The organism is bacterium (assembly GCA_019637795.1).
Classification (GTDB): Bacteria; Desulfobacterota; Binatia; order HRBIN30; family CADEER01; genus JAHBUY01.
Window position 1 is genome coordinate 211,761 of the sequence record JAHBUY010000009.1, and the last position, 24,795, is coordinate 236,555.

The 24,795-nt window shown below is 73.3% G+C and carries 22 protein-coding genes; 14 read left to right on the forward strand and 8 right to left on the reverse strand.

The features are described from left to right. Window positions 1–9 precede the first annotated feature (9 nt). The 4 genes from KF840_26090 to KF840_26105 form a co-directional block, all read right to left on the reverse strand. A complete protein-coding gene (locus KF840_26090; GenBank protein ID MBX3028378.1) occupies window positions 10–450 on the reverse strand; it encodes a nitroreductase family deazaflavin-dependent oxidoreductase in 441 nt (146 codons plus the stop codon). Then, window positions 447–1,916 carry a glycerol kinase GlpK gene (gene glpK / locus KF840_26095; protein ID MBX3028379.1) on the reverse strand — a complete coding sequence of 490 codons (1,470 nt, stop codon included), beginning with the start codon at window positions 1,914–1,916 and terminating at the stop codon, window positions 447–449. The genes KF840_26090 and glpK overlap by 4 nt, the downstream gene beginning before the upstream one ends. 104 nt (window positions 1,917–2,020) lie before the next feature. After that, the gene (locus KF840_26100) at window positions 2,021–3,433 is read right to left on the reverse strand and encodes an FAD-binding oxidoreductase (protein ID MBX3028380.1); all 1,413 of its coding nucleotides are present in this window, start codon (window positions 3,431–3,433) and stop codon (window positions 2,021–2,023) included. Next, window positions 3,426–5,114, reverse strand: a complete 1,689-nt coding sequence (locus KF840_26105) for a glycerol-3-phosphate dehydrogenase/oxidase (GenBank protein MBX3028381.1) — start codon at window positions 5,112–5,114, stop codon at window positions 3,426–3,428. The genes KF840_26100 and KF840_26105 overlap by 8 nt, the downstream gene beginning before the upstream one ends. Before the next feature lie 195 nt (window positions 5,115–5,309). Between KF840_26105 and KF840_26110 the strand changes: the two genes are divergently transcribed. Together KF840_26110 and KF840_26115 are read left to right on the forward strand one after the other, a co-directional pair. Beyond that, window positions 5,310–5,651, forward strand: coding sequence for a hypothetical protein (locus tag KF840_26110; protein ID MBX3028382.1), 342 nt, complete (start codon window positions 5,310–5,312; stop codon window positions 5,649–5,651). A gap of 30 nt (window positions 5,652–5,681) precedes the next feature. Next, window positions 5,682–7,367, forward strand: a complete 1,686-nt coding sequence (locus KF840_26115) for an acyl--CoA ligase (GenBank protein MBX3028383.1) — start codon at window positions 5,682–5,684, stop codon at window positions 7,365–7,367. Between the two features lie 96 nt (window positions 7,368–7,463). Here the strand turns inward: KF840_26115 and ahcY are convergent, their stop codons facing one another. Next, window positions 7,464–8,939 carry an adenosylhomocysteinase gene (gene ahcY / locus KF840_26120; GenBank protein MBX3028384.1) on the reverse strand — a complete coding sequence of 492 codons (1,476 nt, stop codon included), beginning with the start codon at window positions 8,937–8,939 and terminating at the stop codon, window positions 7,464–7,466. Window positions 8,940–9,000: 61 nt separating this feature from the next. Beyond that, window positions 9,001–9,948, reverse strand: a complete 948-nt coding sequence (locus KF840_26125; protein ID MBX3028385.1) for a metalloregulator ArsR/SmtB family transcription factor — start codon at window positions 9,946–9,948, stop codon at window positions 9,001–9,003. A 353-nt stretch (window positions 9,949–10,301) separates the two neighbouring features. Between KF840_26125 and KF840_26130 the strand changes: the two genes are divergently transcribed. The 12 genes from KF840_26130 to hpnK all read left to right on the forward strand — a co-directional run bounded on the left by KF840_26130 (window position 10,302) and on the right by hpnK (window position 23,945). After that, window positions 10,302–12,974, forward strand: a complete 2,673-nt coding sequence (locus tag KF840_26130) for a DUF1800 family protein (GenBank protein MBX3028386.1) — start codon at window positions 10,302–10,304, stop codon at window positions 12,972–12,974. 23 nt (window positions 12,975–12,997) lie between these two features. Continuing rightward, the gene (locus KF840_26135) at window positions 12,998–14,371 is read left to right on the forward strand and encodes a DUF1501 domain-containing protein (GenBank protein ID MBX3028387.1); all 1,374 of its coding nucleotides are present in this window, start codon (window positions 12,998–13,000) and stop codon (window positions 14,369–14,371) included. A 102-nt stretch (window positions 14,372–14,473) separates the two neighbouring features. Continuing rightward, window positions 14,474–15,499, forward strand: coding sequence for a zinc-binding dehydrogenase (locus KF840_26140; GenBank protein MBX3028388.1), 1,026 nt, complete (start codon window positions 14,474–14,476; stop codon window positions 15,497–15,499). Between the two features lie 61 nt (window positions 15,500–15,560). Continuing rightward, window positions 15,561–16,046, forward strand: coding sequence for a tRNA (N6-threonylcarbamoyladenosine(37)-N6)-methyltransferase TrmO (gene tsaA, locus KF840_26145; GenBank protein MBX3028389.1), 486 nt, complete (start codon window positions 15,561–15,563; stop codon window positions 16,044–16,046). A 31-nt stretch (window positions 16,047–16,077) separates the two neighbouring features. After that, window positions 16,078–16,800, forward strand: coding sequence for an HAD family hydrolase (locus KF840_26150; protein MBX3028390.1), 723 nt, complete (start codon window positions 16,078–16,080; stop codon window positions 16,798–16,800). 31 nt (window positions 16,801–16,831) lie between these two features. Further along, a complete protein-coding gene (locus KF840_26155) occupies window positions 16,832–17,545 on the forward strand; it encodes an NTP transferase domain-containing protein (GenBank protein MBX3028391.1) in 714 nt (237 codons plus the stop codon). Beyond that, the gene (locus KF840_26160) at window positions 17,542–18,336 is read left to right on the forward strand and encodes a hypothetical protein (GenBank protein MBX3028392.1); all 795 of its coding nucleotides are present in this window, start codon (window positions 17,542–17,544) and stop codon (window positions 18,334–18,336) included. The genes KF840_26155 and KF840_26160 overlap by 4 nt, the downstream gene beginning before the upstream one ends. Next, window positions 18,333–19,688 carry an aspartate aminotransferase family protein gene (locus KF840_26165; GenBank protein ID MBX3028393.1) on the forward strand — a complete coding sequence of 452 codons (1,356 nt, stop codon included), beginning with the start codon at window positions 18,333–18,335 and terminating at the stop codon, window positions 19,686–19,688. Before KF840_26160 ends, KF840_26165 begins: the two co-directional genes overlap by 4 nt. Before the next feature lie 122 nt (window positions 19,689–19,810). Next, entirely contained in the window at window positions 19,811–20,878 is a 1,068-nt protein-coding gene (locus KF840_26170; protein ID MBX3028394.1) for a Gfo/Idh/MocA family oxidoreductase, read from the forward strand. Continuing rightward, window positions 20,875–22,023, forward strand: a complete 1,149-nt coding sequence (locus tag KF840_26175; GenBank protein MBX3028395.1) for a CDP-alcohol phosphatidyltransferase family protein — start codon at window positions 20,875–20,877, stop codon at window positions 22,021–22,023. Before KF840_26170 ends, KF840_26175 begins: the two co-directional genes overlap by 4 nt. A gap of 45 nt (window positions 22,024–22,068) precedes the next feature. After that, window positions 22,069–23,088, forward strand: a complete 1,020-nt coding sequence (locus KF840_26180) for a flippase-like domain-containing protein (protein ID MBX3028396.1) — start codon at window positions 22,069–22,071, stop codon at window positions 23,086–23,088. Continuing rightward, entirely contained in the window at window positions 23,085–23,945 is an 861-nt protein-coding gene (gene hpnK / locus KF840_26185) for a hopanoid biosynthesis-associated protein HpnK (GenBank protein ID MBX3028397.1), read from the forward strand. The genes KF840_26180 and hpnK overlap by 4 nt, the downstream gene beginning before the upstream one ends. 17 nt (window positions 23,946–23,962) lie before the next feature. Here the strand turns inward: hpnK and KF840_26190 are convergent, their stop codons facing one another. Together KF840_26190 and KF840_26195 are read right to left on the reverse strand one after the other, a co-directional pair. Then, window positions 23,963–24,241 (reverse strand): HNH endonuclease, encoded by a 279-nt coding sequence (locus KF840_26190; GenBank protein MBX3028398.1) that lies wholly within the window; start codon window positions 24,239–24,241, stop codon window positions 23,963–23,965. Window positions 24,242–24,296: 55 nt separating this feature from the next. After that, window positions 24,297–24,794 carry a flavin reductase gene (locus KF840_26195; GenBank protein ID MBX3028399.1) on the reverse strand — a complete coding sequence of 166 codons (498 nt, stop codon included), beginning with the start codon at window positions 24,792–24,794 and terminating at the stop codon, window positions 24,297–24,299. Between the last annotated feature and the right edge of the window lies 1 nt (window position 24,795).

Sequence of the window (24,795 nt, forward strand, 5' to 3'; positions counted from 1 at the left end):
GCCACCGCGTCACGGGAGCTGGTTCAGGTCCCCGAGCTGGACGACCCGGCCGCGGCCGACGTCGCTGCCGATCCACGCCGACAGGCGGGCGCGCAGGTATTTCTGGCGGAAGAGCTCGTGCACGCGCGCGACCTCGGCCACATCCGCCACCGGCACCGCCACCCCGCTCATGGCCAGCTCGCCGATGCGCATGGTCACCGCCGGCGTCTGCCGCAGGTTCAGGTACCAGTCGGTCCTCCCGTCCCGACCCGACTGCACGTAGAGCCGCCCCTCATCGTCGGCCACGAACCAGATGATCACGGTGCGCGGCTGGCCCGACCTGCGCCCGATGGTGGTGAGCTCGATCGTCGACGCATCCCGGTAGGAGGCGAGTTGCCCCGGCAGGACGGCGGCGGTGGCCGGCGCGACGGCGAGCAGGAAGGCCACCGCCGCGAGGGGGCGCGCGATCATGCCGGACGCGGGCCGGCGCCGAGCTGCGCCGCCTGCACCGCGCGCTGCCAGGTCGCCAGCCGCTCGCCGCGCTCGCTGGCGCCGAGGCGCGGCTCGAAGACGCCGCCCGAGCGCCAGGCGTGGCGCACGTCGTCGAGGCCGCGCCACACGCCGGCGCCCATGCCGGCGAGATAGGCGGCGCCGAGCGCCGTCGCCTGCACCGTCTCCGGCCGCTCCACCGGGTGCCCGAGGCTGTCGGCGAGGCACTGCAGGAAGACGTCGTTCGCCGCCACGCCGCCGTCGATCCGCAATCGCGCCGGCGGCGTCGCGCCGGCGTCGGCGAGCAGCGCCTCGAGCACCTCGGCGGTGCGCCAGGCGATGCCCTCGAGCACCGCGCGCACGATGTGCGCCCGCGTCGTCGAGCGCGACAGGCCGCCGAGCACGGCGCGCGCCCCGGAATCCATGTACGGCGTGCCGAGGCCGTGGAAGGCCGGCACCGCCCAGACGCCGCCGCTGTCCGGCACCGACGCCGCCAGCGGACCGCACTCCGCGGCGTTGGCGATGATCCCGAGCCCGTCGCGCAGCCACTGCACCGCGCCGCCGGCCGTGACCACCGTCCCCTCGAGACAGCAGCGCCGTTCGCCGCCGATGCCCCACAGGATCAGCGGATAGGCGCCGCGCTGCGACAGCACCGGGTACTCGCCGGTGTTGATGTCGACCATCGCCGAGGTGCCGAAGGTGATCTTCGCCGCGCCGACGTCGGTGCAGAGCTCGCCGAACATCGCCGCCTGCTGGTCGCCGGCGATGCCGGCGAGCGGAACGCGGGCGCCGAACACCGCCGGATCGGTCTCGGCACCGAGGCCGCTCGACTCGACGATGCGCGGCAGCACCGCGGTCGGCAGCCCCAGCGGCGCGATGACCGTGTCGTCCCACCCGCCGCCGAGGAAGTCGTAGAGGCCGGTGCACGAGGCGTTGGAGTGGTCGGTGATATGCGCCTGGCCGCCGCTCAACTGCCACAGCAGCCAGCTATCCACCGTGCCGAAGCAGAGCTCGCCCGCCGCGGCGCGCGCCATCGCGCCGCGCTCGCGCAGGATCCACTCCAGCTTGGTGGCCGAGGCCAGCGTGTTGGTGAAGATGCCCTGCGCCAGCAACTCGGCGACGCGCTCGCCGGTGCGCGCGTCCTGCCAACCGATCGCCGGGTACAGGGGGAGCCCGGTGGCGCGCTCCCAGACGATGGTGGTGGCGCGCTGCACGGCGACGCCGACCGCGGCGATGTCGCCCGGCTTTGCCTGCGCCGCCGCCAGCGCGTCGGCGATCACCCGCTGCGTCGCCGCCCAGATGTGCAGCGGATCCTGCTCCATCCAGCCCGGCCGCGGATAGGCGGCGGTGATCTCCTCGTAGGCGGCGCCGCGCCGCGCGCTGTGCTCGTCGAACACCATGGCGCGAACGCCGGTGGTGCCTTCATCGATGGCGAGGACGAGGGACATGGGACGAACGAGTCAGCGCGGAGGGCGCCGGGCGGAGGCGGAGAGGAATCCGTCCCCGCCGCCTCGGCCCGCCGTCCTCCGCGCTCTCTGCGTTGGCGATCGTCTCACGGCAACAGCACGCCGGGGTTGAGGATGCCGTTGGGGTCGAGGGCGCGCTTCACGGCGCGCAGCAGCTCGAGCGCGCTGCCGTGCTCGGCCGCCATCCAGGGAGCGCGCAGGCGGCCGATGCCGTGGTGGTGGCAGATGGTGCCGCCGCAGCGCAGCGTCGCCTCCATCGCCTGCTTCCAGCACTCGAGATAGGTCGGCTCGGCGGCGGTCGGATCGCCGGGCTTGGCGACGAAGGTGAAGTAGATGTTCGTCCCCTGCGCATAGCTGTGGGAGCTGTGGCCGGAGATGACGATCAGGTTCTTCACGGTGCGCAGCGCCGTCACGACCTCGGCGTAGAGGGCATGGATGCGGTCCCACTCGACCGCCACCTCGATCGTGTCGAGCACGAAGCCACGCTCGATGAACGACATCAGCGACGGCACGTTGTTGCGCTCGGCGAGCCAGTGCTGCACCGGCGCATCGCCCAGCGCCTCGCCACCGTGCCCGGTGCAGGCGGCGTGGCACGCTTCGGCCTCGGCGGCGGTGAGGCTCGCCGGCCCCTCGGAGACCAGCAACAGGAAGCAGCGGTCCTCCTGCTGCCACTGCCCGAAGTGGCGACCGGTCTCCATCGCGTCGTAGAGGCGCATCACCGGCGGCCGCCAGCCGGCGCGGACGATCTGGCGGATGGCTTCGAGGCCGGAGTCGAAGTCGGGGAAGGCGAAGGACAGCAGGCGGCGCGATTCGGGCAGCGGGAACACCTTCAAGGTCGCCTCGGTGACGATGCCGGCGGTGCCCTCGGCGCCGAGGAAGAGATGGCGCGGATCGGGGCCGGCGGAGCGGCGCGGCGTCGATTTCACGCGCACGACGCGGCCGTCGGCCATCACGGCCTCGAGCCCGAGCAGCATGTCCTCGATCGATCCATAGCGGGTCGAGTACTGGCCGGCGGCGCGGGTGGCGATCCAGCCGCCGATGGTCGACAGCTCCACCGATTGCGGCCAGTGGCCCATCGAGTAGCCGCGCGCCTGCAGCGCCGCCTCGAAATGGTGGCCGTACATGCCGGCCTGCACGCGCACCTGCAGCGCCGTCTCGTTCAGCTCCAGCACCTGGTCGAGGCGCCGCAGGTCGACGACGATGCTGGCCGCGTCGGGCAGCACGCCGCCGCCGACGCCGGACCCGCCGCCGTAGGGCACCACGGGCACGCGCGCGTCGTTGGCGTAGCGGAGCACCGCCGCCACGTCCTCCGTCGAGCGCGGCCGCACGACGCAGGCCGGCCGCGCGGTGAGCCGTCCCTGATGGAGCCGCAGCAGCGACAGCGGCCAGGTATCGTGCGCGTGCTCGGCGAGGCTCTCGTCGCCCCACTCGATCTGCGCGCCGCCGATCGCCGCCGCCAGGTCGTCGCGGAGCCGGCGGACGTCCACCGCCTCAGCCATGCGCCACCTGCGCCGCCGGACCGCTCGACTCGAACGTGCGCAGGTGCTCGGCGAGCTCGCGGTAGCGCTGCGCCTCCTCGTGCACCCGCGAGGCGTCCCAGCCGAGCTGCTCGCCCATCGCCCGGGCGACCCCGTCGACGATGCTGCGCCCCATGTCGGGGTCCCACAGCAGCAGCCGGCTGCGCCGCTCCATGAAGTCGGTGACCGTCATCGCCATCTCTTCGCGGATCCCATACGCGAGCTCGGCGCGCGTCACCGGCAGCGCCGCATCGTAGCGTTCGCCAAGCACCGGATCGGCGGCGATCGCGTCCACGAGGCGTTCCGCGTGGCTGCCGTACAGCGGCACCAGGCGATCGACCAGCGCCGGATCGAGCCGCGGCCAGCGCGCGCGCAGCCCGGCGGCGAAGGCGTCGACGTCGGGGCCGGTCTCGCCGCTGCCGAGAATCGCGGTCTCGCTCTGGCCGCGCCGCGGCGGCGCCGCCACGCCGCGCGCCTGGAGCTGCTCGACGACCAGGTCGACCACCCGCTCCGCCATGCGCCGGAAGGTGGTCAGCTTGCCGCCGGCGACCGAGACGAGGCCGTTGCCGGCGACCATCAGCTCGTCCTTGCGCGACAGCTCCGACGGCGCCTTGCCCTCCTGGAAGAGCAGCGGCCGCAGGCCGGCCCAGCCGTTGACGACGTCGTCGGGCGTCAGCGGCGGATCGACGGCGAAGGTGCGGTTCGCCGATTCGAGCAGATAGAGCACGTCCTCCATCGTCACCCCGGGATAGTCCTCGGGGTTGTCGTAGAAGGTGTCGGTGGTGCCGAGATAGGTGACGCCGCCGCGCGGAATGGCGAAGACGCCGCGCTTGTCGGGCGCGTTCATCACCACGATCCGCGACAGGCCGATGCGCTCGCTGCGGATGCCGAGGTGCACGCCCTTCGTCAGCCGCAGCCGCGGCTGATCGTGCGGCTCGCTGAGCAGGCGCACGGCGTCGACCCACGGCCCGGCCGCGTTGACGATCGTCCGCCCGCGCACCTCGAGCGCGTCGCCGCTCATCTGATCGCGCGCCACCACGCCCTCGAGGCGTTCGCCAGCGAACAGGAAGTCCTCGACGGCGCAGTAGTTCGCGACCACGGCGCCGAGGGCCGCCGCGGCCTTGATGACCTCGATGACCAGGCGCGCGTCGTCGGTCAGGTACTCGTAGTAGAGACCGGCGGCGTAGAGCTTCTCGGCGCGCAGCCGCGGCTCGAGCGCCAGCGCTTCGTCGCGGCCGAGCATGCGATGGCGCTCGGCGTCGGAGATGCTGGCCAGGCGGTCGTAGGTCCACAGGCCGGCGCTCATCTTGGCGTACGAGGCGCGACTGTAGATCGGAAACAGCATCTGCACCGGCCGCGCCAGGTGCGGGGCGAGGCGGCGGACGACGTAGCGCTCGGTGGCCGCCTCGCGCACCAGCCCGACGTCGCCCTGCTGCAGGTAGCGCAGGCCGCCGTGCACGAGCTTGGAGGAGCGCGAGCTGGTGCCGGAGGCGAAGTCGCGCCGCTCGAGGAGCGCCACCGACAGGCCGCGCAGCGCGGCGTCGCGGGCCACGCCGGCGCCGGTGATGCCGCCGCCGATGATCACCAGGTCGAAGCAGCCGTCGCCGAGCGCCGCGAGGTTGTGGGCGCGGGTACGGAACGAGAATTCGACCGGACGCGACATGGCGATTCCGGGCACTGTCTCACCGGCCGATCGGCGAAGTCAATCGCGCCAACCGGGGCCCCGATCGAGCGGCGTTCCAGCGCACGGCGGCGCGGCCCGAGCGCTCATCTCGCGGGGACGCCGGGTGGGGGCGGCGTCGATTTGTGTTTCGCCCGGGTGGAGTGCGAGTACACTCCCCAGGCGAAGGAGGCGGTCATGCGACGGCGAGCGATGACGATGCGAGTGGCGATGGCGATGGCCGTGGGGGCCCTGCTGGTCGCGGCAGGCGCGCGGGCCGACTGCCCGAACGGCATGGTCGAGCTCAACTGCGGCGGGCTGCCGGTGTGCCGGCCGGCGGGGTCGTCGTGCTGCGGCGCGGTGGCGTGCGCCGCCGATCTGATGTGCCTGACGTGCGAGGACGCGCAGATCTGCGCCGCGCCGGGATCGACCTGTTGCGGCGCCACGGCGTGCCCGCCGGACCAGGAGTGCACGACCTGCGGCACCGCGACCAAGTGCCGGCGGCGCGGCGAAGGCTGCCCGATCGGCGATCTGGACTGACGCGCCCGCCCGCCGTTTCGCGCGCCGACCATGGCGAGCCCGACTTACGAGCAGGCCCTCGCCGCCCTGACCGCCGCCGATGGGCCGTTCGCGCTGGTCGGCGGCGAGGTCCGCGGCGTCGGCGTGCGGCTCTTTCGCGATGCGCCGCCGACGCTGCGCGCCTTCGTCGACGCCGCGCGCGCCAAGGGCGACGCCGAGTACCTGGTCTACGAGAACGAGCGCTACACCTTCGCCGAGGTGCTGGCGCGCGTCGACGCGCTGGCCGCCGCGCTGGCGCGCCGGTACGGGATCGGCCCCGGCGACCGCGTCGCCATCGCGATGCGCAATTACCCGGAGTGGATCATCGGCTACTTCGCCGCGACGGCGATCGGCGCGGTGGCGGTCGGCATCAACGCCTGGTGGACGACCGCCGAGTTGGACTACGGCCTGCGCGACTGCGGCGCGCGCGTCCTGCTCGCCGACGCCGAGCGCCTGGAGCGGGCGCAGCCGCTGCTCGCCGGGCTGTCCGACCTGCGGGTCGTCGCGGCGCGGGTCGAGGGGGCGCTACCGTCCGGCGTCGATCGGTGGGACGACGTGCTCGCCGCGCACGCCGGCGGCGGACTGCCCGCGGTCGTGGTCGATCCCGACGCCGACGCGATGATCCTCTACACCTCCGGCACCACCGCCCATCCCAAGGGCGTGGTGTCGACGCACCGCGCGATCATGCAGTCCCTCTTCGCCTTCGCGTGCCGCGCCACGGCGACCTCGATCGCCCGGCCGCCGCAGGCGCCGCATCCGTATCCGACCTGCTACATCCTCATCGTCCCGCTGTTCCACGTCACCGGCCTGGTGCCGGTGATGCTCGGGGCTACGCTCGGCGGCAGCAAGCTGGTGATGATGCACAAGTGGTCGCCCGAGCGGGCGCTCGAGCTGATCGAGCGCGAGCGGGTCACCACCTTCGTCGGCGTGCCGACCCAGGCGCACGACCTGCTCGAGTCGCCGACCTTCGCCGCCACCGACACCTCGAGCCTGCAGTCGGTCGGCGGCGGCGGCGCCGCGGCGCCCCCCGAGCTGGTGCAGCGGATCGAGCGCAGTTTCAGCCGCGGCCGCCCGAACATCGGCTACGGCATGACCGAGACCAACGCCTTCGGCCCGGGCAACACCGGCGACGACTACGTCCGCAAGCCCGCCAGCACCGGTCGCGTCGTGCCGATCTGCGAGATCCGGGTCACCGACCCGGCGAGCGGCGAGCCGCTCCCCGCCGGCACGGTGGGCGAGGTGCGCTTCCGCGGTCCGCACCTCTTCCGCGGCTACTGGAACAAGCCGCGGGAGACGGCCGAGGTGCTCGGCGCGGATGGCTGGCTGCGCACCGGCGATCTCGGCTACCTCGACGACGAGGGCTTCCTCTTCCTCGTCGACCGCGCCAAGGACATCGTCATCCGCGCCGGCGAGAACATCTCGTGCACCGAGGTCGAGAACGTCGTCTACGCCCACCCCGACGTCTACGAGTGCGCCTGCTTCGGCCTGCCGCACGCGCGCCTGGGCGAGGAGCTCGCCGTCGCGGTGTACGCCAAGCCGGGCCACGCGGTGGACGCCGAGGACCTGCGCCGCCACGTCGCCGCGCGCCTGGCCGCGTTCAAGGTGCCGTCGCGGGTGATCGTCTGCCCCGAGCCCCTGCCGCGCAACGCCAGCGGCAAGCTGCTGCGTCGCGCCCTCCGCGATCGGGTGCTCGCGTGATGGAGGGCCGCGCTCCCGCGCGGCCGGCGCGCATCCGCGGCTCCGCGCGCCCGCCGGCGCGGTCCGCATAGCGGCCGCGCCGGCGGATCGACCGGATCAGTAGCGGTAGTGCTCGGGCTTGTACGGGCCCTCGACCGCGACGCCGATGTAGGCGGCCTGCTCGGGGGTGAGGGTGGTGAGCTTCACGCCCAGCTTCTCGAGGTGGAGGCGGGCGACCTCCTCATCGAGCTGCTTGGGCAGCATGTAGACCTGCTTCTGGTACTTGTCGGCGCCCTGCCACAGCTCGAGCTGCGCCAGCACCTGGTTGGTGAAGGAGGCGCTCATCACGAACGAGGGGTGGCCGGTGGCGCAGCCGAGGTTGAGCAGTCGGCCCTCGGCGAGGATCAGCACCGAGTGGCCGTCGGGGAACACCCACTCGTCGTACTGCGGCTTGATGTTGATGCGCCGCACGCCCGGACGCTTGGCGAGCCCGGCCATGTCGATCTCGTTGTCGAAGTGGCCGATGTTGCCGACGATCGCCTTGTCCTTCATGCGCGCCATGTGCTCGGCGGTGATGATGCCGTAGTTGCCGGTGGCGGTGACGAAGACGTCGGCGGTCTCGACGACGTCCTCCAGCGTCTTCACCTCGTAGCCCTGCATGGCGGCCTGCAGGGCGCAGATGGGATCGATCTCGGTGACGATCACCCGACAGCCCTGCCCGCGCAGCGACTCGGCGCAGCCCTTGCCGACCTCGCCGAAGCCGCACACCACGGCGACCTTGCCGCCGAGCATGACGTCGGTGGCGCGGTTGATGCCGTCGATCAGGGAATGGCGGCAGCCGTAGATGTTGTCGAACTTGCTCTTGGTGACCGAGTCGTTGACGTTAATCGCCGGGAACAGCAGCGTGCCGGCCTTCGCCATCTGGTAGAGCCGGTGCACGCCGGTGGTGGTCTCCTCGCTGACGCCGCGGATCGACTTCGCGACCCGCGCCCAGCGCCCCGGCTCCTCCTGCTGCAGGCGGCGGATCAGCGACAGGATCTCGCCCCACTCCTCGGAGTCCGTCTTGGGATCGAACGCCGGCACCGCGCCGGCGCGCTCGAGCTCGAGCCCCTTGTGCACCAGCAGCGTCGCGTCGCCGCCGTCGTCGACGATGAGATCCGGCCCCCCACCGTCCGGCCACGAGAGGATCTCGTTGGTGCACCACCAGTACTCCTCGAGCGTCTCGCCCTTCCAGGCGAACACGGCGGTGCCCTTCGGGTCGGCGACCGTGCCCTCGCGTCCGACCGCCACCGCCGCGGCGGCGCTGTCCTGGGTGCTGAAGATGTTGCACGACGCCCACCGCACGTCGGCGCCGAGATCGACCAGGGTCTCGATCAGCACCGCGGTCTGCACCGTCATGTGCAGCGAGCCGGCGATGCGCGCCCCGCGCAGCGGCTTGCTGGCGCCGTGGCGCGCCCGCAGCGCCATCAGGCCCGGCATCTCCTGCTCGGCGAGGCGGATCTCCTTGCGCCCCAGCTCGGCGAGCGCCAGGTCCTTCACCTTGAACGGCGGCCGCGCCGCCTCCGTCTGCTTCACTTTCGCTGCTGTGCTCATGCGTGTGTCCTCCGTTGTATGGTGTCGCGCGGTCTGGCGCCGCGGGCGCGGCGCCTTCCAGTCAGGATCGTATCGCCGCGGCGGTGAACAGGGCGGGACCCTTCGCCGCCGGCGCGACCGGCAGCGGGTGGGTGCGCGCCGCCGCGAACCCCGCCCGCGCCAGCCACTCCGCGAGCTGCCCCGGCGCGAAGCCGAGCCAGACGTGCCCCATCTGCTGCCGGTACTCGACGCGGTCGTGCTGCAACATGTCGATGACCAGCAGCCGGCCCCCCGGACGCAGCGCCCGCGCCGCCTCGGCCAGCACCGCCGCCGGCTCGGCCACGTGATGCAGCACCAGGCAGATCACCGCCGCATCGAGCGCGGCGTCGTCGATGGGCAGCGCCTCGAGCTCGCCGCGCCGCAGCTCCACGTTCGCCAGCCCGTCGAGCCGGCGACGCGCCGCGGCCAGCATCGGGCGCGAGGTCTCGACCGCGATCACCCGGCGGATGAACGGCGCCAGGGTCTCGGCGATCTGGCCGGTGCCGCAGCCGAGATCGCCGACGGTCCACGCCGCGTCCAGCAACCCGGCGAGCGCGGCGAGGTCGAAGCGTTCGCCGTAGAGCTCGCGCCGCAGGCGATCCCACTGCCCGGCGGCGCTGCCGAAGAATGCCTGCGAGCGGGTGCGCCGCCCGGCCAGCACGGTGGCCAGGCGCCGCTCGTCCTGGTCGCCGATGCCGCCCTGCGCCGTCTGCTCGCGCAGCAGCGCCCACAGCCGGCGCGCCGCCGGATCGAGCTCGGCCACGGCGAGGCGATAGAAGCGGCTCGTCCCCTCCGAGCGCACCGCCAGCCAATCGTCGTCGACCAGCACCTTGAGGTGGCGGCTCACCGTCGACTGCGGGAGCTGCAACACCGCGCACAGCTCGGCCACCGCCAGCTCGTGCCGCTCGACCAGCCGCAGCATGCGGACTCGCGTGGCGTCGGCGAGCGACGTCATCCAGCCGAACATCGGCGCGGCAGCGGCGGTATTCATCCGTAGATCCGGATGAAGTGGTAGACCGTCGGCGGGGACAAAGGCAAGAGGAATTTCTCCTCCGGCGTCGCCGCGCGGCTGGGCGGTGACCACGCGCGCATGCCTCGCGTGGGAACGCGCATGGCGGACGCGGCAACACACGGCGCATCGACGGCGCGCGCACGACCGACATTTCACGGCACCAGCGGCGGCGCGGCGGCGCCGCGGTCCGTGACGCGCGCCGGCGCGGCGGGCACGCGTCTGCACGCATCGCGCGGTGTGGCGCGGAACGCTTCGTGCATCGGCGGCGCCCGCGCACGATGCAGACGCCAGTTGCCACGGACCGCGGGACATCGAACAGGGGGAGAGGGATCATGCGAGGACATGGGTTGGGATCGCTGCCGCTCGCCGTCGTCGCATCGGTCGTGCTCGCCGGACCCGCGGCGGCGGCAACGCTGCGCATCGTGCCGAGCGCGGGGAGCCTCGTCGCCGGCACCTCGCGGCGCTTCACCGCGTCGCTGAACAACGTCCCGACCGCGCGCGTGACGTGGGCCGTGAACGGCATCGCCGGCGGCAGTCCGACCGTCGGCACCATCGATCGCAACGGACTCTACACCGCGCCGGCGCCGCCGCCCGACGGGTTCGTCGTGACGATCGGCGCGACCACGTCGAGCGACCCGGTCGTCACGGCGAGCATTGCCCTCACCGTGCGCCATCCGACGCCGCTGCTCTCCGGCATCACCCCGAGCGCGCCGCCGCTCGGCCCGTTCGCGCTCGAGGTCCGGGGCAGCGGCTTCGCTCCCGGGGCGACCGTGCTGTGGAATGGCACCGCGCTGGCGACCAGCTTCGCCTCCTCGACGCTCCTGCGCGCCACCGGCAGCGCCGACACCGCGGGGTCGGCGCGCATCGCCGTCGCCAATCCGGGACCCGGCGCCCTCTCCGCGACGCGCTATGTCAGCGTCAGACCCGCACCGACCCGCACCGCGACGCTCCGCCCCACCGCGACCGCGCCGCCGGCGACGTCGACCCGCACCCCCACCCAGCGGCCCACCGAGACTCGCACCCCGACCCCGCTGCCGAGCCCGCCCGCCACCGCCACCCGGCCGCCGACCGCCGTGCCGACCGCGACGGCGACGGCGATGCCGTCGTCGACCACGACCGCGCCGCCGAGCTCGACGATGCGGCCGACCGAGACCCGCACCATGGCGCCGACGATGACGGCGACCATGCTGGTCGCGACGGCAACGGCGACGCCGACGCCGCGCGGCAGCGAGACGCGCACGCCGACCGGCACCGGCCAGCCGACCCGCACCGCCACCGCGGCGCGCACGCCGACCGGCGGCACCGCGGCGCCCAGTCTGTCGGTGAGCGTCGCGCCGGCCAGCGTGACGGTGCTCGCCGGCGCGACGCAGCAGTTCCAGGCAACGGTCAGCGGCAGCGCCAATCAGGCGGTGACCTGGTCGGTGAGCGCCATCGGCGGCGGCGAGGCGGCGGTCGGCACGATCGACGCCAGCGGCCTCTACACCGCCCCCACGACGGTTCCCGCCGGCGGCTCGGTCACCGTGCGCGCCGCCAGCGCCGCCAACCCGGCCGCCGTCGGCAGCGCGACGGTGCTGGTGCGGGATCCGCTCGCCATCACCTACGGGCGTCTGCTCGATCAGACGAGCTTCGGACCCACCCAGGCGTCGATGGCGCGCCTGGCGCAGATCGGCATTCCCGCCTACCTGAGCGAACAGTTCGCCATGGCGGAGTCGCCGTGGCCGTCGGTCAGCACCACCGACCGCAGCCTGGTCGTCGACGCCTTCTTCAACAACGCGCTGAAAGGCCAGGACCAGCTCCGCCAGCGCGTCATCTTCGCCCTCAGCGAGATCATCGTCGAGGCGAGCAACAAGAACACCAACAACGAGGACATCATCCCCTGGCTGCAGCTCCTCAGCCGCAACGCCTTCGGCAACTACCGCACGCTGCTGCGCGAAATCACCCTCGACGCCTCGATGGGCAAGTTCCTCGACCTCGCCAACAGCGGCTTCTTCGGCGGCGCGCCGAACGAGAACTTCCCGCGCGAGGTCATGCAACTGTTCTCGATCGGTCTCTACCGGCTGAACCAGGACGGCTCGCTGCAGCGCGACGGCCAGGGTCTGCCGCTGGCGACCTATACCCAGGCCGATGTGCAGCAACTGGCCAAGGCGCTCACCGGCTGGACCTACGGCAACGCCAGCGGCACGCCGCCGGCCTACGCCAACTCCAACTACTACCCGGGGCCGATGCTGCCGGTGGAGAAGTACCACGACAAGTCGGCCAAGACGCTCCTCGGCCAGGCGCTGCCGGCCAACCAGACGGCGACCCAGGATCTCGATGCCGCGATCGACGTCATCGTCCAGCATCCGAACGTCGGCCCGTTCGTCGCCACCCGCCTGATCCGCGCCCTGGTGACCAGCAACCCGAGCCCGGCATACATCAGCCGCGTCGCCGCCGCGTTCAACGGGCCGCCGCGCGGCGACATGCAGGCGACCCTGCGCGCCGTGCTCCTCGATGCGGAGGCGCGCGACGACACCCCGCCGGCGACCTTCGGCCGCCTGCGCACGCCGATGCAGCACACCATCGCGCTGGCCCGGGCCCTGAACCTCGACCTCGGGCAGCCGTCGCAGTTCGCCTACCTGTTCTACGACATGAACGAGGGCCTGCTCGATGCGCCGTCGGTGTTCGGCCACTACTCGCCGACGTACCGGCTGCCGGTCAGCGGCCTGTTCGGCCCCGAATTCCAGATCTACTCGGCGAGCGGCGCGGTGAACCGCGGCAACCTCTTCTACCTGTTCCTCTACAGCCCGTGGCCGATCAATCCGGCGCTCCAGCCCCTGGTCGCCGTCGCCGGCAATACGACCGCGTTGGTCGATGCCGTCGACCAGACCCTGCTCTACGGTCGCATGCTGCCGGCGACGCGGGCCGCGCTGCTCACCGCCCTGCCGCAGATGCCCGACAACAACGCCCGCGTGCTCACCGCGGTCTACCTGACCGCCATGGCCGGCGAATCCCTGGTGCAGCGATGAGCCGGCACCAGGCGGGAGACGACATGACGACCACCGGCACGATCTCGCGCCGCCGCTTCCTCCACCTCGGCGCCAGCCTCGGCGTACTGCTCGGGCTCGGCCGCTTCGACTGGGCGCAGGCGGCCGCCGCCGGCGACTACAAAGCATTGGTCTGCCTCTTCCTCTTCGGCGGCAACGACGGCCACAACCTGGTGGTGCCGCTGCAGTCGCAGCAATACGCCGCCTACGTCGCGGCGCGCGGCGCGTTGGCGTTGCCGCAGAGCCAGCTCCTGCCGATCGCCGACCCCACCCAGGGCCCGTTCGCCCTCCACTACGCGATGCCGGAGCTGCAGGCCCTGTACACGCAGGGACGAGCGGCGATCCTCGCCAACGTCGGCATGCTCGTCCAGCCGACAACCTACACCCAGGCCAACGGCGCCAACGCCCCGCTGCCCCTCAACCTGCGTTCGCACTCCGACCAGGTGGTGCAGATGCAGACCGGGGTGCCGAACGCGAGCGGCAGCAGCGGCTGGGGCGGCCGCACGCTCGACGCGCTGACCTACAACCACGGCTACAACGCCACCACCTCGTTCCCGGTCGCCATCTCGATGCAGCGACCGGCGCTGTTCTGCGACGGCGCCATCGTCCAGGACGTCAGCCTGTGGCCCGGCAACGCGCTCGATCAGAACGGCCTCAACCTCTACCCGCCATCGGCGGCGGCGGCGCGCGCCGCCGCGCAGATGCAGATCGTGTCGACGAGCAGCGGCAACGACCTGATCGATGCCGCGAACAAGGTGATGGCCGATGCCCGGGCGCTCAACCCACTGCTCAGGGCGGCGCAGGCCGGCGTCACCTTCCAGCAGCCGTTCCCCTCCACCGACCTCGGCGAGCAACTGCAGGAGATCGCGCGCATCATCAGCCTCAACGCCCAGCTCGCCGTCGGTCGCCAGGTCTTCTTCTGCAGCCTCGGCGGCTTCGACACCCACAGCGGCCAGGGCTACCAGCAGTGGGATCTGCTGCGGCAGGTGAGCCAGGCGCTGGATGCATTCCACGCCGCCACCGTGCAGCTCGGCGTCGCCGACCGGGTGACGGCCTTCACCCTCTCCGACTTCGGCCGCACCCTGCAGCCGAGCGGCTCGGGAACCGATCACGGCTGGGGCAACCATCACCTGATCGTCGGCGGCGCCGTCCGCGGCGGCCGCCTCTACGGCCGCTATCCGTTGATGACCAACTACGCGTCGTTCAACGCCTCCGCCGACGACTATGCCGACGGGCGCGGCGCCATGCTGCCGGGGGTGTCGCTGTCGCAGTACGGCGCCACCCTGGCGCGCTGGTTCGGCGCCAGCGACGCCGACCTGGATGCGATCTTCCCGACGCTGGCGAATTTCTCCAACCGCGATCTGGGATTCATGTCCTGAGCTCGCAGCGCCGCGCCACGGCGGCAGGCCCGCAGGGCCTCCGGCGCCCCGGGGCTCGGCCGCGAGTTGTTCTCGAACCCCCCGCCCGACTATGGGGGCGGCATGAGAGCCATCGTACTGGCGCGCTACGGACGACCGCACGAGGCGTTCGAGATCCAGGAGCGGCCGACGCCGGAGCCGGCGCCCGGGCAGGTGCGGATCGCGGTCGAGGCGTTCGGCCTCAACTACGCCGACGTCTCGGCGCGCCAGGGCACCTACATGGACGCGCCGCCGATCCCCTGCGTCATCGGCTACGAGGTCGTCGGCCGCGTCGACGCGCTCGGCGCCGGCGTCACCGCGCCCGCCATCGGCCAGCGGGTCGCCGCGCTGACCCGCTTCGGCGGCTACGCCACCGCCGCGGTGACCGACGCGCGCGCCGCGGTGCCGATCCCCGACGATCTCGACGCCGGGCTCGCGGTCGCGCTGCCGACCCAGGGCGGCACCGCCTACTACTGCGCCGAGGAGATGGTCCGCCTCCACCCCGGCGAGCACGTGCTCGTCCAGGCCGCCGCCGGCGGCGTCGGCACGCTGCTCGTCCAGTTGTGCAAGCGCCGCGGCTGCATCGTCCATGGCACCGCCGGCTCGGACGAGAAGCTCGACTACCTGCGCCGGCTCGGCGTCGACCACCCGATCAACTACCGGCGCGACGACTTCGCCGCCGCGGTGCGGCGGGTGCGCGGCGACGCCGGACTCGACGTGATCTTCGATTCGCTCGGCGGCTCGGCGGTGCGCAAGGGGCTGCAGCTCCTCGCCCCCGGCGGCCGCATCGTCTGCCTCGGCGCCGCCGAACGCGACGCCGGCGCGCTGCAGTGGCTGCGCGACGCCCGCTTCGCCCTCTCCTTCGGCTTCATCCATCCGATTCCGCTGCTCATGCACAGCAAGTCGCTGATCGGCGTCAACATGCTGCGCATCTCCGACCACCGGCCGGAGACGCTGCGCCGCGTGCTCGAGGCGGTGATCGACCTGGCGTTGAAGGACGAGATCCGGCCCACCGTCGGCGGTCGCTTCCACGCCGAGCAGATCGCCGACGCGCACGAGCTGCTCGGCAGCCGCGGCTCGACCGGCAAGATCGTCGTCGACTGGCGGTGAGCGCCCCTCGGCACGGCACGCCCGCCGATGACGCGGCCGCGCCGCGGGCGAGACGGTCACGCTGACCGTCATCGGGCGCGCGCGCACGCCGTGGCGGCGGCGCGAGGACGCGCCGCACCAGCCGAGCGCGGCGCCGAACGCGATCGGCGCGATCGAGATCGCGGCCCCCTACCGCGCCGCGCTGGCCGATCTCGACTCCTTCGCCCGCGTCTGGCTCCTGTTCGTCTTCGACCGCAGCACGGGCTGGGCGGCCACCGTCAGGCCGCCGCGCGGCGGACCCCGACGCGGCGTGTTCGCCACCCGGGCACCGAACCGCCCGTCGCCGATCGGGCTCACCTGCGTCGCCCTCGGCGGCGTCGACGTCGCCGCCGGCGTGGTCCACGTGCGCGGCATCGACCTCCTCGACGGCACGCCGATCGTCGACATCAAGCCGTACCTCCCGCAGGTCGACGCCTGGCCCGACGCCGGTCACGGCTGGCTCGAGCCCTACCTGCGGGCCGGCGTCGAACCGCGCCTGAAGAAGCCCCACCGCCCGCCCCGGCCTTGACCCGCCCGGCAGCGGCGGCTTTCATTCGCCGGTGGAGCTGGACGGCATTCTCTTCGACTACGGCGGCACGCTCGACGGCCCCGCCAGCCACTGGCTCGATCGTTTCGTGGGCCTGTACGAGGAGGCGGGAACGCCGCAACCACTCGAACGGCTGAAGCCGGCGTTCTACGCCGCCGACGAGGCCGCCTACGCCGATCCGGCGGTGGCGGCGATGTCGCTGGCGGAGCTGATGGACTTCCACATCGGCGTCCAGCACGCGCGCCTGGGGCTCGACGACCCGGGGCTGCGGCGCCGGCTCGCGGCGGCCTTCCTCGCCCGCTCCCAGGCGGCGCTGGCCGACAGCCGGGCCGTCCTCGAACGGCTGGCGCGCCGCTATCGGCTCGGCGTCGTCTCCAACTTCTACGGCAACGTCGAACGCATCCTCGCCGACGCCGGCTTCGCGCCGCTGCTCACCGTCGTCGCCGATTCCAATCGCGTCGGCGCGATGAAACCCGAGCGCCGCATCTTCGACCACGCCCTCGCCGCCCTCGCCAGCGATCCCGCCCGCACCCTGCACGTCGGCGACTCGCACGAACGCGACGTCCGCGCCGCGAAGGCCCTCGGGCTGCGCACCGCTTGGCTGGTGCCCGCCTCCCGACCGCTCGCCGCCGACCCGCACGCCGACCTCGTCATTCACTCTCTCGCCAGCCTCGAAGCGCTCTTGAAGACGGACGATCCCCCACGGCGGCACGGCGCCGCGGAGCGCGTCGGTTGACGCCGTGCCTCCGCGCTGACGATTGCGTCCCATGAAAGCCGGACTCATCGCCGCCGGGCTCGGCGAGCGCCTCGCCGCCGCCGGCATCGACACGCCGAAGCCGCTGGTCCAAGTCGCCGGTAGGGCGCTGGTCGACCGCGTGCTGGACGCCATCGCCGCCGCCGGCATCGCCGAGGCGGCGTGCATCTTCAACGCCGAGCCGGCGAGCGACGCGGTCGAGGCGCACTGCCGGGCGCGCGCCGACGGGCCGCGGCTGACCATCGTGCGGCGGACGACCCCGAGCTCGATGGAGAGCCTGTTCACCCTGGCGCCCCTGCTCGCGGACGAGCGGTTCCTCCTCCTCACCGTCGACGCCGTGTTCGCGCCGGCGGTGCTGCGCGCCTTTCTCGACGCCGCCGCGGCGCACGCCGACGCCGACGCGGTGCTCGCCGTCACCGATTTCGTCGACGACGAGAAGCCCCTGCATGCGGCGCTGGCGCCCGACGGCCGCCTCACCGCGCTCGGCGCCGCGGCGCGCGACAGCCGCTGGATCACCGCCGGCTTCTACGTCTTCCACCCGCGCATCTTCGCCGAGATCGCGGCGGCGCGCGGCGCCGGCTTCACCGCGCTGCGCCAGTTCCTCGGCCACCTTCTGGCGCGCGGCTATCGCCTCCGCGGGGCGCCGATGGGCAAGACGCTCGACGTCGATCGACCGCAGGACATCGCCGCCGCCGCCGCCTTCGTGCGCAACGGGTTCGCCTCGTGATCGACTTCCTCGGCATCGCCCGCGAGCGCGTCTACTCGCCGGGCAAGGTGGCGGACGACCGCGCCATTCTCGACGCGGTCGCCGAACGCCTGCGCGGCCGCGTCGCCGTGGTCAGCGCCGACGATCCCCTGCCGACGGCCACGCCGCCGACGGTCGTGTTCGCCATGTGCCAGGGACCCGCGGCGCTGGCGACGCTGCGCGCCTGGGAAGCCGCGGGCGTGCGCGTCATCAACTCCGTCGCCGGCATCGAGAACGCCCACCGCCGGCGCATGCTCGCCGCCTTCGCGCGTCATCGCGTGCCGCATCCGGAGAGCCGGATGCTCGACACCGGCGACGCCGCCGCGCTGCCGGCCTGGATCGACGCGGGCGCCTGGCTGAAACGCGGCGACGTGCACGCCACCGATCCGGACGACGTCGTCCACGTCGCCGATCGCGCCGCCGCCGCCGCCGCGTTGGCGGCGTTCGCGCGCCGCGGCATCGCCACCGCCTGCGTGCAGCGCCACGTCGCCGGCGCGGTGATCAAGTTCTACGCCGTGGCGGGCGGCCGCTTCTTCGCCTGGTACGGCCCCGAGGGGCTGCGCCTCGATCGCGGCACCGTCGCGCGCCTGCGCGCCCTCGCCGACGCCGGCGCCGCGAGCCTCGCGCTAGAAGTATTCGGCGGCGACTGCGTCTTCGACGGCGATGGCAACTTATGGTTGATTGACTTGAATGACTGGCCTAGCTACGGTCGCTGCCGCTTCGGGGCCGCCGAGGCGATAGCCGCCCACGTTCAACAAGCGAGGATGCCGTGAAGACCGCACATCGTGCGGAGGAGCGTGCCGCCGCGGTCCCCGGACCGTCGTCGCGCGCCGCCTACGCCGCTGAACAAGCCTACATCGCCCCGGGTCTGCAGCGCATCGCGCAGCTCTCCGAGCTGACCATCGAACGCGGCCACGGCTCGACGCTGGTGGACGCCGACGGCAACGAATTCCTCGATTTCTTCGCCGGCGTCGCCGTGGCCAGCCTCGGCCACTCGCATCCGCGCTTCGTGCGCGCCATGCAGGCGCAGCTCGAGAAGAGCGTCGTCGGCAGTTTCACCACCGCCCCGCGCCTCGCGCTGCTGCAGCGCCTCGCCGAGCTCGCGCCGGGCGCGCTGTCGCGCACGCAGCTCTACAGCGGCGGCGCCGAAGCGGTGGAGGCGGCGATCCGCCTCGCCAAGTCGTACACCAAGAAGTTCGAGGTGGTGGGCTTCTGGGGCGGCTTCCACGGCAAGACCGGCGGCGTCATGGGCCTGATCGGCGACAGTTGGAAGCAGCACTGGGGCCCGCTGATGGGCGGCACCCATCTGGTGCCGTACGCCGACTGCTACCGCTGTCCGCTGAAGACCAGCTATCCCGGCTGCGGCCTCGCCTGCGTCGAGCTGGCACGCGAGCAGTTGAAGGTGACGACCGCCGGCGCCATCGCGGCGATCATCGTCGAGCCGATGCAGGGCACCGCCGGCAACATCGTCCCGCCGCCCGAGTTCCTGCCCGCGGTGCGCGAGCTGGCGCGCGAGCACGATGCGCTGCTCATCGCCGACGAGATGATCACCGGCTTCGGCCGCACCGGCCGGATGTTCGGCGTCGAGCACACCGGCGTCGAGCCCGACGTGATGACGATCGGCAAGGGCTTCGGCTGCGGCTTCCCGGTGACCGGCCTGATCTCGACCGACGCGATCACCAGCTCGCTGCCCTTCGCCAAGCCGAGCTCGTCCTCCTCGAGCTACGGCGGCAATCCGCTCGGCGCCACCGCGGCGCTGGCGACCGTGGAGACGATCGTCGACGAACGGTTGGTGGACAACGCCGCCACCGTCGGCGCGGTGCTGCTCGACGGCCTGCGCGCCCTGCAGGAGAAGTACGAGCTCATCGGCGACGTCCGCGGCAGCGGGCTGTTGATCGGCATGGACCTGGTCACCGACCGCGTCAGCAAGGAGCCGCTGCCGAGCCGGGTCACCGAGGCGATCTTCCTCGGCGCGCTGCGCCGCGGCCTGCTGCTGATGGGCTACTTCTCGCGCGTCCGCATCAATCCGCCGCTCGTGCTGACCGAGAGCGAAGCGCGCGACGGCGTCGCGATCCTCGATGAGGTCTTCGCCGAGATCGCGCCCGGTGGCCGCTATCGCGCATGAGCACGGCGGCCTGGGTGGCGCTGGTGTTCGCGTCGGCGCCTGATGGTGACGGTGCGATGGTTCACGGGCGGGAATCGCATCCCAGACGTCGCTCGGTCGCGGCGCCCGCCATCTGACGGCTGATGGTTGCTCCTGCGAACGGACGCCCGCGGCGCGTCGCGATGCTCGGCTTCGGCCACGTCGCCGAGCACGGGCACCTGCCGGCCTGGCTGGCGCGCGACGACTTCCGCATCGTCGCCGTCGCCGAGCCCGACCCGGACCGACGCGCGCTGGCGGCGCGCCATCTGCCCGCGGCCGCGCTGCACGCCGACGCCGCCGCGTTGCTCGCCGCCGAGGCCGTCGACGCCGTCGACATCGCCGCGCCGCCGGCGCTGCACGCGGCGCTGGCGATCGCCGCCGCCGGCGCCGGCTGCCACATCCTGTGCGAGAAGCCGCTGGCGACGACGCTGGCGGACTTCCACGCCATGCGCGACGCCGCGGCGCGCGCCGGCGTGGCGCTGTGCACGGTCCACAACTGGAAGCACTCGGCGCAGTTCGCCGCGCTGCATCGGTTGCTGGCCGAGGGCGCGGTCGGCCGGCCGCGGCACATCCGCCTCGAAACCATCCGCGCCGGCCAGGCGGTGAGCGTCGGCGGCGAGTGGCGCGGCGATCGCCGCCTCGCCGGCGGCGGCATCCTCGTCGACCACGGCTGGCACGCGTTCTACCTGCTGCTCGGGTTGGCCGGCGAACGACCGCGCCAGGTGCAGGCGACGATCGAGCGGCGGCGCGACCGCGGCGCCGCGGTCGAGGACACGGCGACCTGTCGCATCGAGTTTCCGTCGCTGACCGGCGAGATCTTCCTCACCTGGGCCGGCGATGCGCGGCGCACGTGCTGGCAGGTCGGCGGCTCGCAGGGGACGGTGACGCTCGCCGACGACCGCGGCGCGATCGAGCGCGGCGGCGACCGCCGCGAGCTGGCGTTCGCCGGCTCGCTGTCGGAGGGCTCGCACCATCCCGACTGGTTCGGCGCCGTCATCGACGACTTCGCCGCCGAGATCGACGATCCGGCGCGGCGCGGCCGCAACCTCGCGGAGGCCGAGTGCTGCGTGCTGCTCACCGCCCTCGCCTACGACTCCGGCGCCCAGGGCGGACGCCCGCTGCCGGTGCCGGCGAGCGTCCCGGCGGCGGCGCGGGCCGCGGAGATGGCATGAGCGCCGACGCCGCCGGCTGCACCGCGGTGATCCTGCCGCCGACCGCGCTCAGCTTCCACCCGGTGGCCGGCCTGCCGATCGTGCAGCGACTGGCGCTGAGCGCGCTGCGCGGGGGCTTCGACGCCGTGGTGGCGCTGGCGCCGCGCGACGAGGCGGCGCTGCGGGCGCTGTTCGCGCGCGACGCGCGCACGGCGGCGATCCCCATCGTCAGCGACCCGCGGTCGCCGGCGATCGCCACCGAGCGCGTCGCCCTGCTCCCCTCCAACTGGGTGGTCACCGCCGAGACGCTGAGCCGCATCCGCCAGGCGCCGCTCAACGGCACGCCGCTGCGCTTCGGCCCCGGCGACGGCGGCATCGTCGTCGGCCCGCGCGCGCTGCTGACCGCGGCGCCGCCGGCGGCCGTTCCGGCGCCGCCGTTGGACGGCGCGCTGTGCGTGCCGGTCGCGTCGCCGCGCGACGCCGAGGCGGCGGAGCGGGCGCTGCTGGCGACGCTCGGCTCGCCGGCCGACGGACCGATCGCCCGCCTCGACCGCGCCGTGTCGACGCGGATCAGCCGCCACCTGGTGCGCACGCCGCTGCGCCCCAACCACATCACCACCATCGGCACCCTGGTCGGGCTCACCGGCGCCTGGTGCCTGGCGCAGAGCGGCTACGGCTGGGCGCTGGCGGGGGCGCTGCTGTTCTGGCTCGCCGTCATCATCGACGGCTGCGACGGCGAGGTGGCGCGCCTCAAGTTCCTGGAATCGCGCTTCGGCTATCTCTACGACGTCACCACCGACAACATCGTCCACGCCGCCATCTTCGCCGGCATGGGCATCGGCCTCTACCGCGCCGATCCGACGCAGCCGTTCCTGCTCCTCGGCGCGCTCCTGGTCGGCGGGCTCGTCGCCGCCACCGCCGCCACCATGACGCTGCTGGTGCCCGAGCCGCCGGCCGACCAGGCGCCGCCGCGCACCGCGCGCGGCCGCTGGCGGCGCCGCCTCCTGCGCGGCTTCGAGGCGCTCATGAACCGCGACTTCGCCTACCTGCTCCTGGCGCTGGCGCTGATCGGGAAGCTGCACTGGTTCCTCTGGGGTGCCGCGTTCGGCACCTATGTCTATGCCGGCGCGCTGGTGCTCGTGTATCGCTGGCGCGATGCGGACTGAGGCGGGAACGGCGACCACGGGGCGGACGCGACGAGCGGGCGGAACGTGGCGGGCGCAGTCGCGATGACGCCGCGGCGGCCGGCGGCGCTGGTGATGTGGTGGGCCGAACGCGGCCTGCTCGTCGCCGGCATCGCCCTGTTCGTCGTCCTCGTGCGCCAGCTCGGCGCCGCCGAGGTCTGGGGCAATCTCCGGCTCGTCGGCTGGGGCTTCCTGCTCGTGCTCGGGCAGGAGGGCGTCTCCTACTGTCTCAACACCCTCGGCTGGCGCTACGCCTTCCCGCCGCCGCGGCCGCCGCTCCCCTTCCGCAGCCTGATCGCGGCGCGGCTCGGCGGCGAGGCGATCAACAACCTGACGCCGACCGCGACCATCGGCGGCGAGGTGGTGCGCGCCCGCATGCTGGAAGGGCGCTGCGATCCGCACACCGTCTGGGCGTCGGTCGCCGTCGCCAAGCTCAGCCAGACGGCGGCGCAGATGCTGTTCGTGTTCATCGGGCTGATCGCCCTGGTGCGCGACGTGGCGCTGCCGACCGGCTTCCGCGACGGCCTCTACATCGGCATGGGCGCGATCACCACCGGCCTGCTGCTGGGGATCGCGCTGCAGCGCCGCGGCCTGTTCGGCACCGCCGCGCGCCTGGCGGCGCGTCTCGGCGTGCGGGTGCCGGCGAGCCTGCACGCCCACCTGGCGGCGCTCGACGGAGAGATCGCCCGTCTCTACCAGGCGCCGTGGGCCTTCGCGGCGTCGGTCGCCGGCTTCTTCGGCGGCTGGTGCATGGGCGCCGTCGAGGTCTACATCATCATGACCTGCCTGCAGCTCGCGCCCACCTGGGAGCTCGCCTGCACCGTCGAGGTGCTCTCGGTCGCCATCGACGCCCTCTTCTTCTTCGTCCCCGCCAAGGCCGGCGTGCAGGAAGGCGGCAAGGCGCTGATCTTCAGCCTGCTCGGGCTCGACCCGGCGAAGGGCCTGGTGCTCGGCATCGTGCGCCGGTTGCGCGAGCTGACCTGGTCGTCGGTCGGCCTGGTCGTGCTGGCGCGCCACCAGGCGCGCAAGCGCGCGACGCGCTCGTGAGCCCGCGCCGCCGCCTCATCGTCGCCGCCGACGACTTCGGCATGTCGCCGGGCGTCAACGCCGGCATCCTGCGCGCCCACCGCGAGGGCATCCTCACCGAGACCGGCCTGATGGTGCGCGGCGCCGCCGCGGACGAGGCGCTGGCGCTGGCGCGCGCCACGCCGACGCTCGGCGTCGGCCTCCACCTCACCCTCCTGCAGGGCCACTGCGCGGCGCCGCCGGAGGCACTGCCGCTGCTGGTCGACGCCAGCGGGCGCTTCAGCGACCGCCCGGTGTGGACCGGGATGCGCTATTTCTTCGTCCCCGGCATCCGCGCCCAACTGCGGCGCGAGATCGCCGCCCAGCTCGACGCCTTCGTCGCCGGCGGCCTGCCGCTGTCGCACGTCGACGGCCACCTCACGATCCACATGCACCCGTGCGCCCTGGCGATCCTGCTCGAGATCGCGCCGCGCTACCAGGTGCGCGCCCTGCGCCTGCCGCGCGACCCGCTCCTCGCCGCGCTGCGCTGGGACCGCCGACACGCGGCGCGCAAGGTGTTCGAGGGGCTCGCCTTCGGCGGCCTGGCGCGCTGGGGGGCGCCGCGCATCGCCGCCGCAGGCCTGCGCACGCCGGACCACATGTTCGGCATGCACCAGACCGGCGCGGTGAGCGAGGCGTACCTGCTGCACCTCATCGCCACGCTGCCGCCGGGCACCAGCGAGGTGTACTGCCACCCGGCGATCGTCGACGCGGAAGCGCGCCGGTGGCGCCCGGCCGACTACCGCAGCGACGACGAGCTGGCGGCGCTGTGCAGCCCGCGCGTGCGCGCCGCCATCGATGCCGCCGGCATCGAGCTCATCGGCTATCGCGACCTGTAGCCCGCGGCCGACGCCGGTCAGGGCTGGAATTCGAAGCCGAGCTGGTGCCGCTTGGCGGTGTTGCACGGCTTGCAGGCGGGAACGACGTTGCCCTTGGTCGAGCGGCCGCCGCGGATGATCGGCACCAGGTGGTCCATGGTCAGCGCCCTGGCGCCGACCTGGGCGCCGCAGTAGTGGCACACCCCCGGCGCGCAGCGCCGCTTCCACCACGGCGTCGCCCGCAGCTCGCGCGCCTTCGCGCGCTCGCGCCGGATCGTCGCGTCGTCGACGTCGACCAGGAACCCGTCGTCGGTCACGCGGCCGAAGGTAGGGGGCGTGGGCTCGGGACGCAACGCCCGCGCCGGGTCGAGGTCAGCGGCGGATCACGGTGCCGACGTAGACGTACTCCAGGTCGAGCGAGGTCAGCGGGCGATCGGCATCGCGCAGGACCACGTCGGTGATCTCGGCGACGAACAGGGTATGGTCGCCGGCGCGGTGGGCGTCGGCGACGCGGCATTCGAGGCTGGCGACCGCCTCGCGCAGATACGGGAGACCGGCCGGCGATTCCTCGCAGGCCAGCGCCTCCAGGTTGTCCGGATGGCGGGAGGCCGGCGAGTAGAAGTAGTCCTCGAGGTGTCGGCTGCCGGCGCCGATCACGTTGAGCGCGAAGCGGCCGCTGCGCTCGATCATCGGGTGCGAGGCGTGGCCGAGGTCGACCGCGGCCAGCAGCAACGGCGGCGTGCCCGACACCTGCGTCACCCACGACGACGACATGCCGTGCCGTGCCGCGCCGTCGCGCGTGGTCAGCACGTAGATGCCGGTGGTCAGCGCGGCCAGCGCGCGCTGCAGCGGGGTCGCCGGCGCCGTCACG

Bases quoted from the DNA above. Each gene is read 5' to 3' on its own strand.
- glpK (MBX3028379.1), bottom strand. From the start codon at position 1,916: ATGTCCCTCGTCCTCGCCATCGATGAAGGCACCACCGGCGTTCGCGCC.
- KF840_26130 (MBX3028386.1), top strand. From the start codon at position 10,302: ATGCGAGGACATGGGTTGGGATCGCTGCCGCTCGCCGTCGTCGCATCG.
- KF840_26140 (MBX3028388.1), top strand. From the start codon at position 14,474: ATGAGAGCCATCGTACTGGCGCGCTACGGACGACCGCACGAGGCGTTC.
- KF840_26125 (MBX3028385.1), bottom strand. From the start codon at position 9,948: ATGAATACCGCCGCTGCCGCGCCGATGTTCGGCTGGATGACGTCGCTC.
- KF840_26090 (MBX3028378.1), bottom strand. From the start codon at position 450: ATGATCGCGCGCCCCCTCGCGGCGGTGGCCTTCCTGCTCGCCGTCGCG.
- KF840_26100 (MBX3028380.1), bottom strand. From the start codon at position 3,433: ATGGCTGAGGCGGTGGACGTCCGCCGGCTCCGCGACGACCTGGCGGCG.
- KF840_26175 (MBX3028395.1), top strand. From the start codon at position 20,875: ATGAGCGCCGACGCCGCCGGCTGCACCGCGGTGATCCTGCCGCCGACC.
- KF840_26115 (MBX3028383.1), top strand. From the start codon at position 5,682: ATGGCGAGCCCGACTTACGAGCAGGCCCTCGCCGCCCTGACCGCCGCC.
- KF840_26110 (MBX3028382.1), top strand. From the start codon at position 5,310: ATGCGACGGCGAGCGATGACGATGCGAGTGGCGATGGCGATGGCCGTG.
- KF840_26105 (MBX3028381.1), bottom strand. From the start codon at position 5,114: ATGTCGCGTCCGGTCGAATTCTCGTTCCGTACCCGCGCCCACAACCTC.
- ahcY (MBX3028384.1), bottom strand. From the start codon at position 8,939: ATGAGCACAGCAGCGAAAGTGAAGCAGACGGAGGCGGCGCGGCCGCCG.
- KF840_26170 (MBX3028394.1), top strand. From the start codon at position 19,811: ATGGTTGCTCCTGCGAACGGACGCCCGCGGCGCGTCGCGATGCTCGGC.
- KF840_26135 (MBX3028387.1), top strand. From the start codon at position 12,998: ATGACGACCACCGGCACGATCTCGCGCCGCCGCTTCCTCCACCTCGGC.
- KF840_26155 (MBX3028391.1), top strand. From the start codon at position 16,832: ATGAAAGCCGGACTCATCGCCGCCGGGCTCGGCGAGCGCCTCGCCGCC.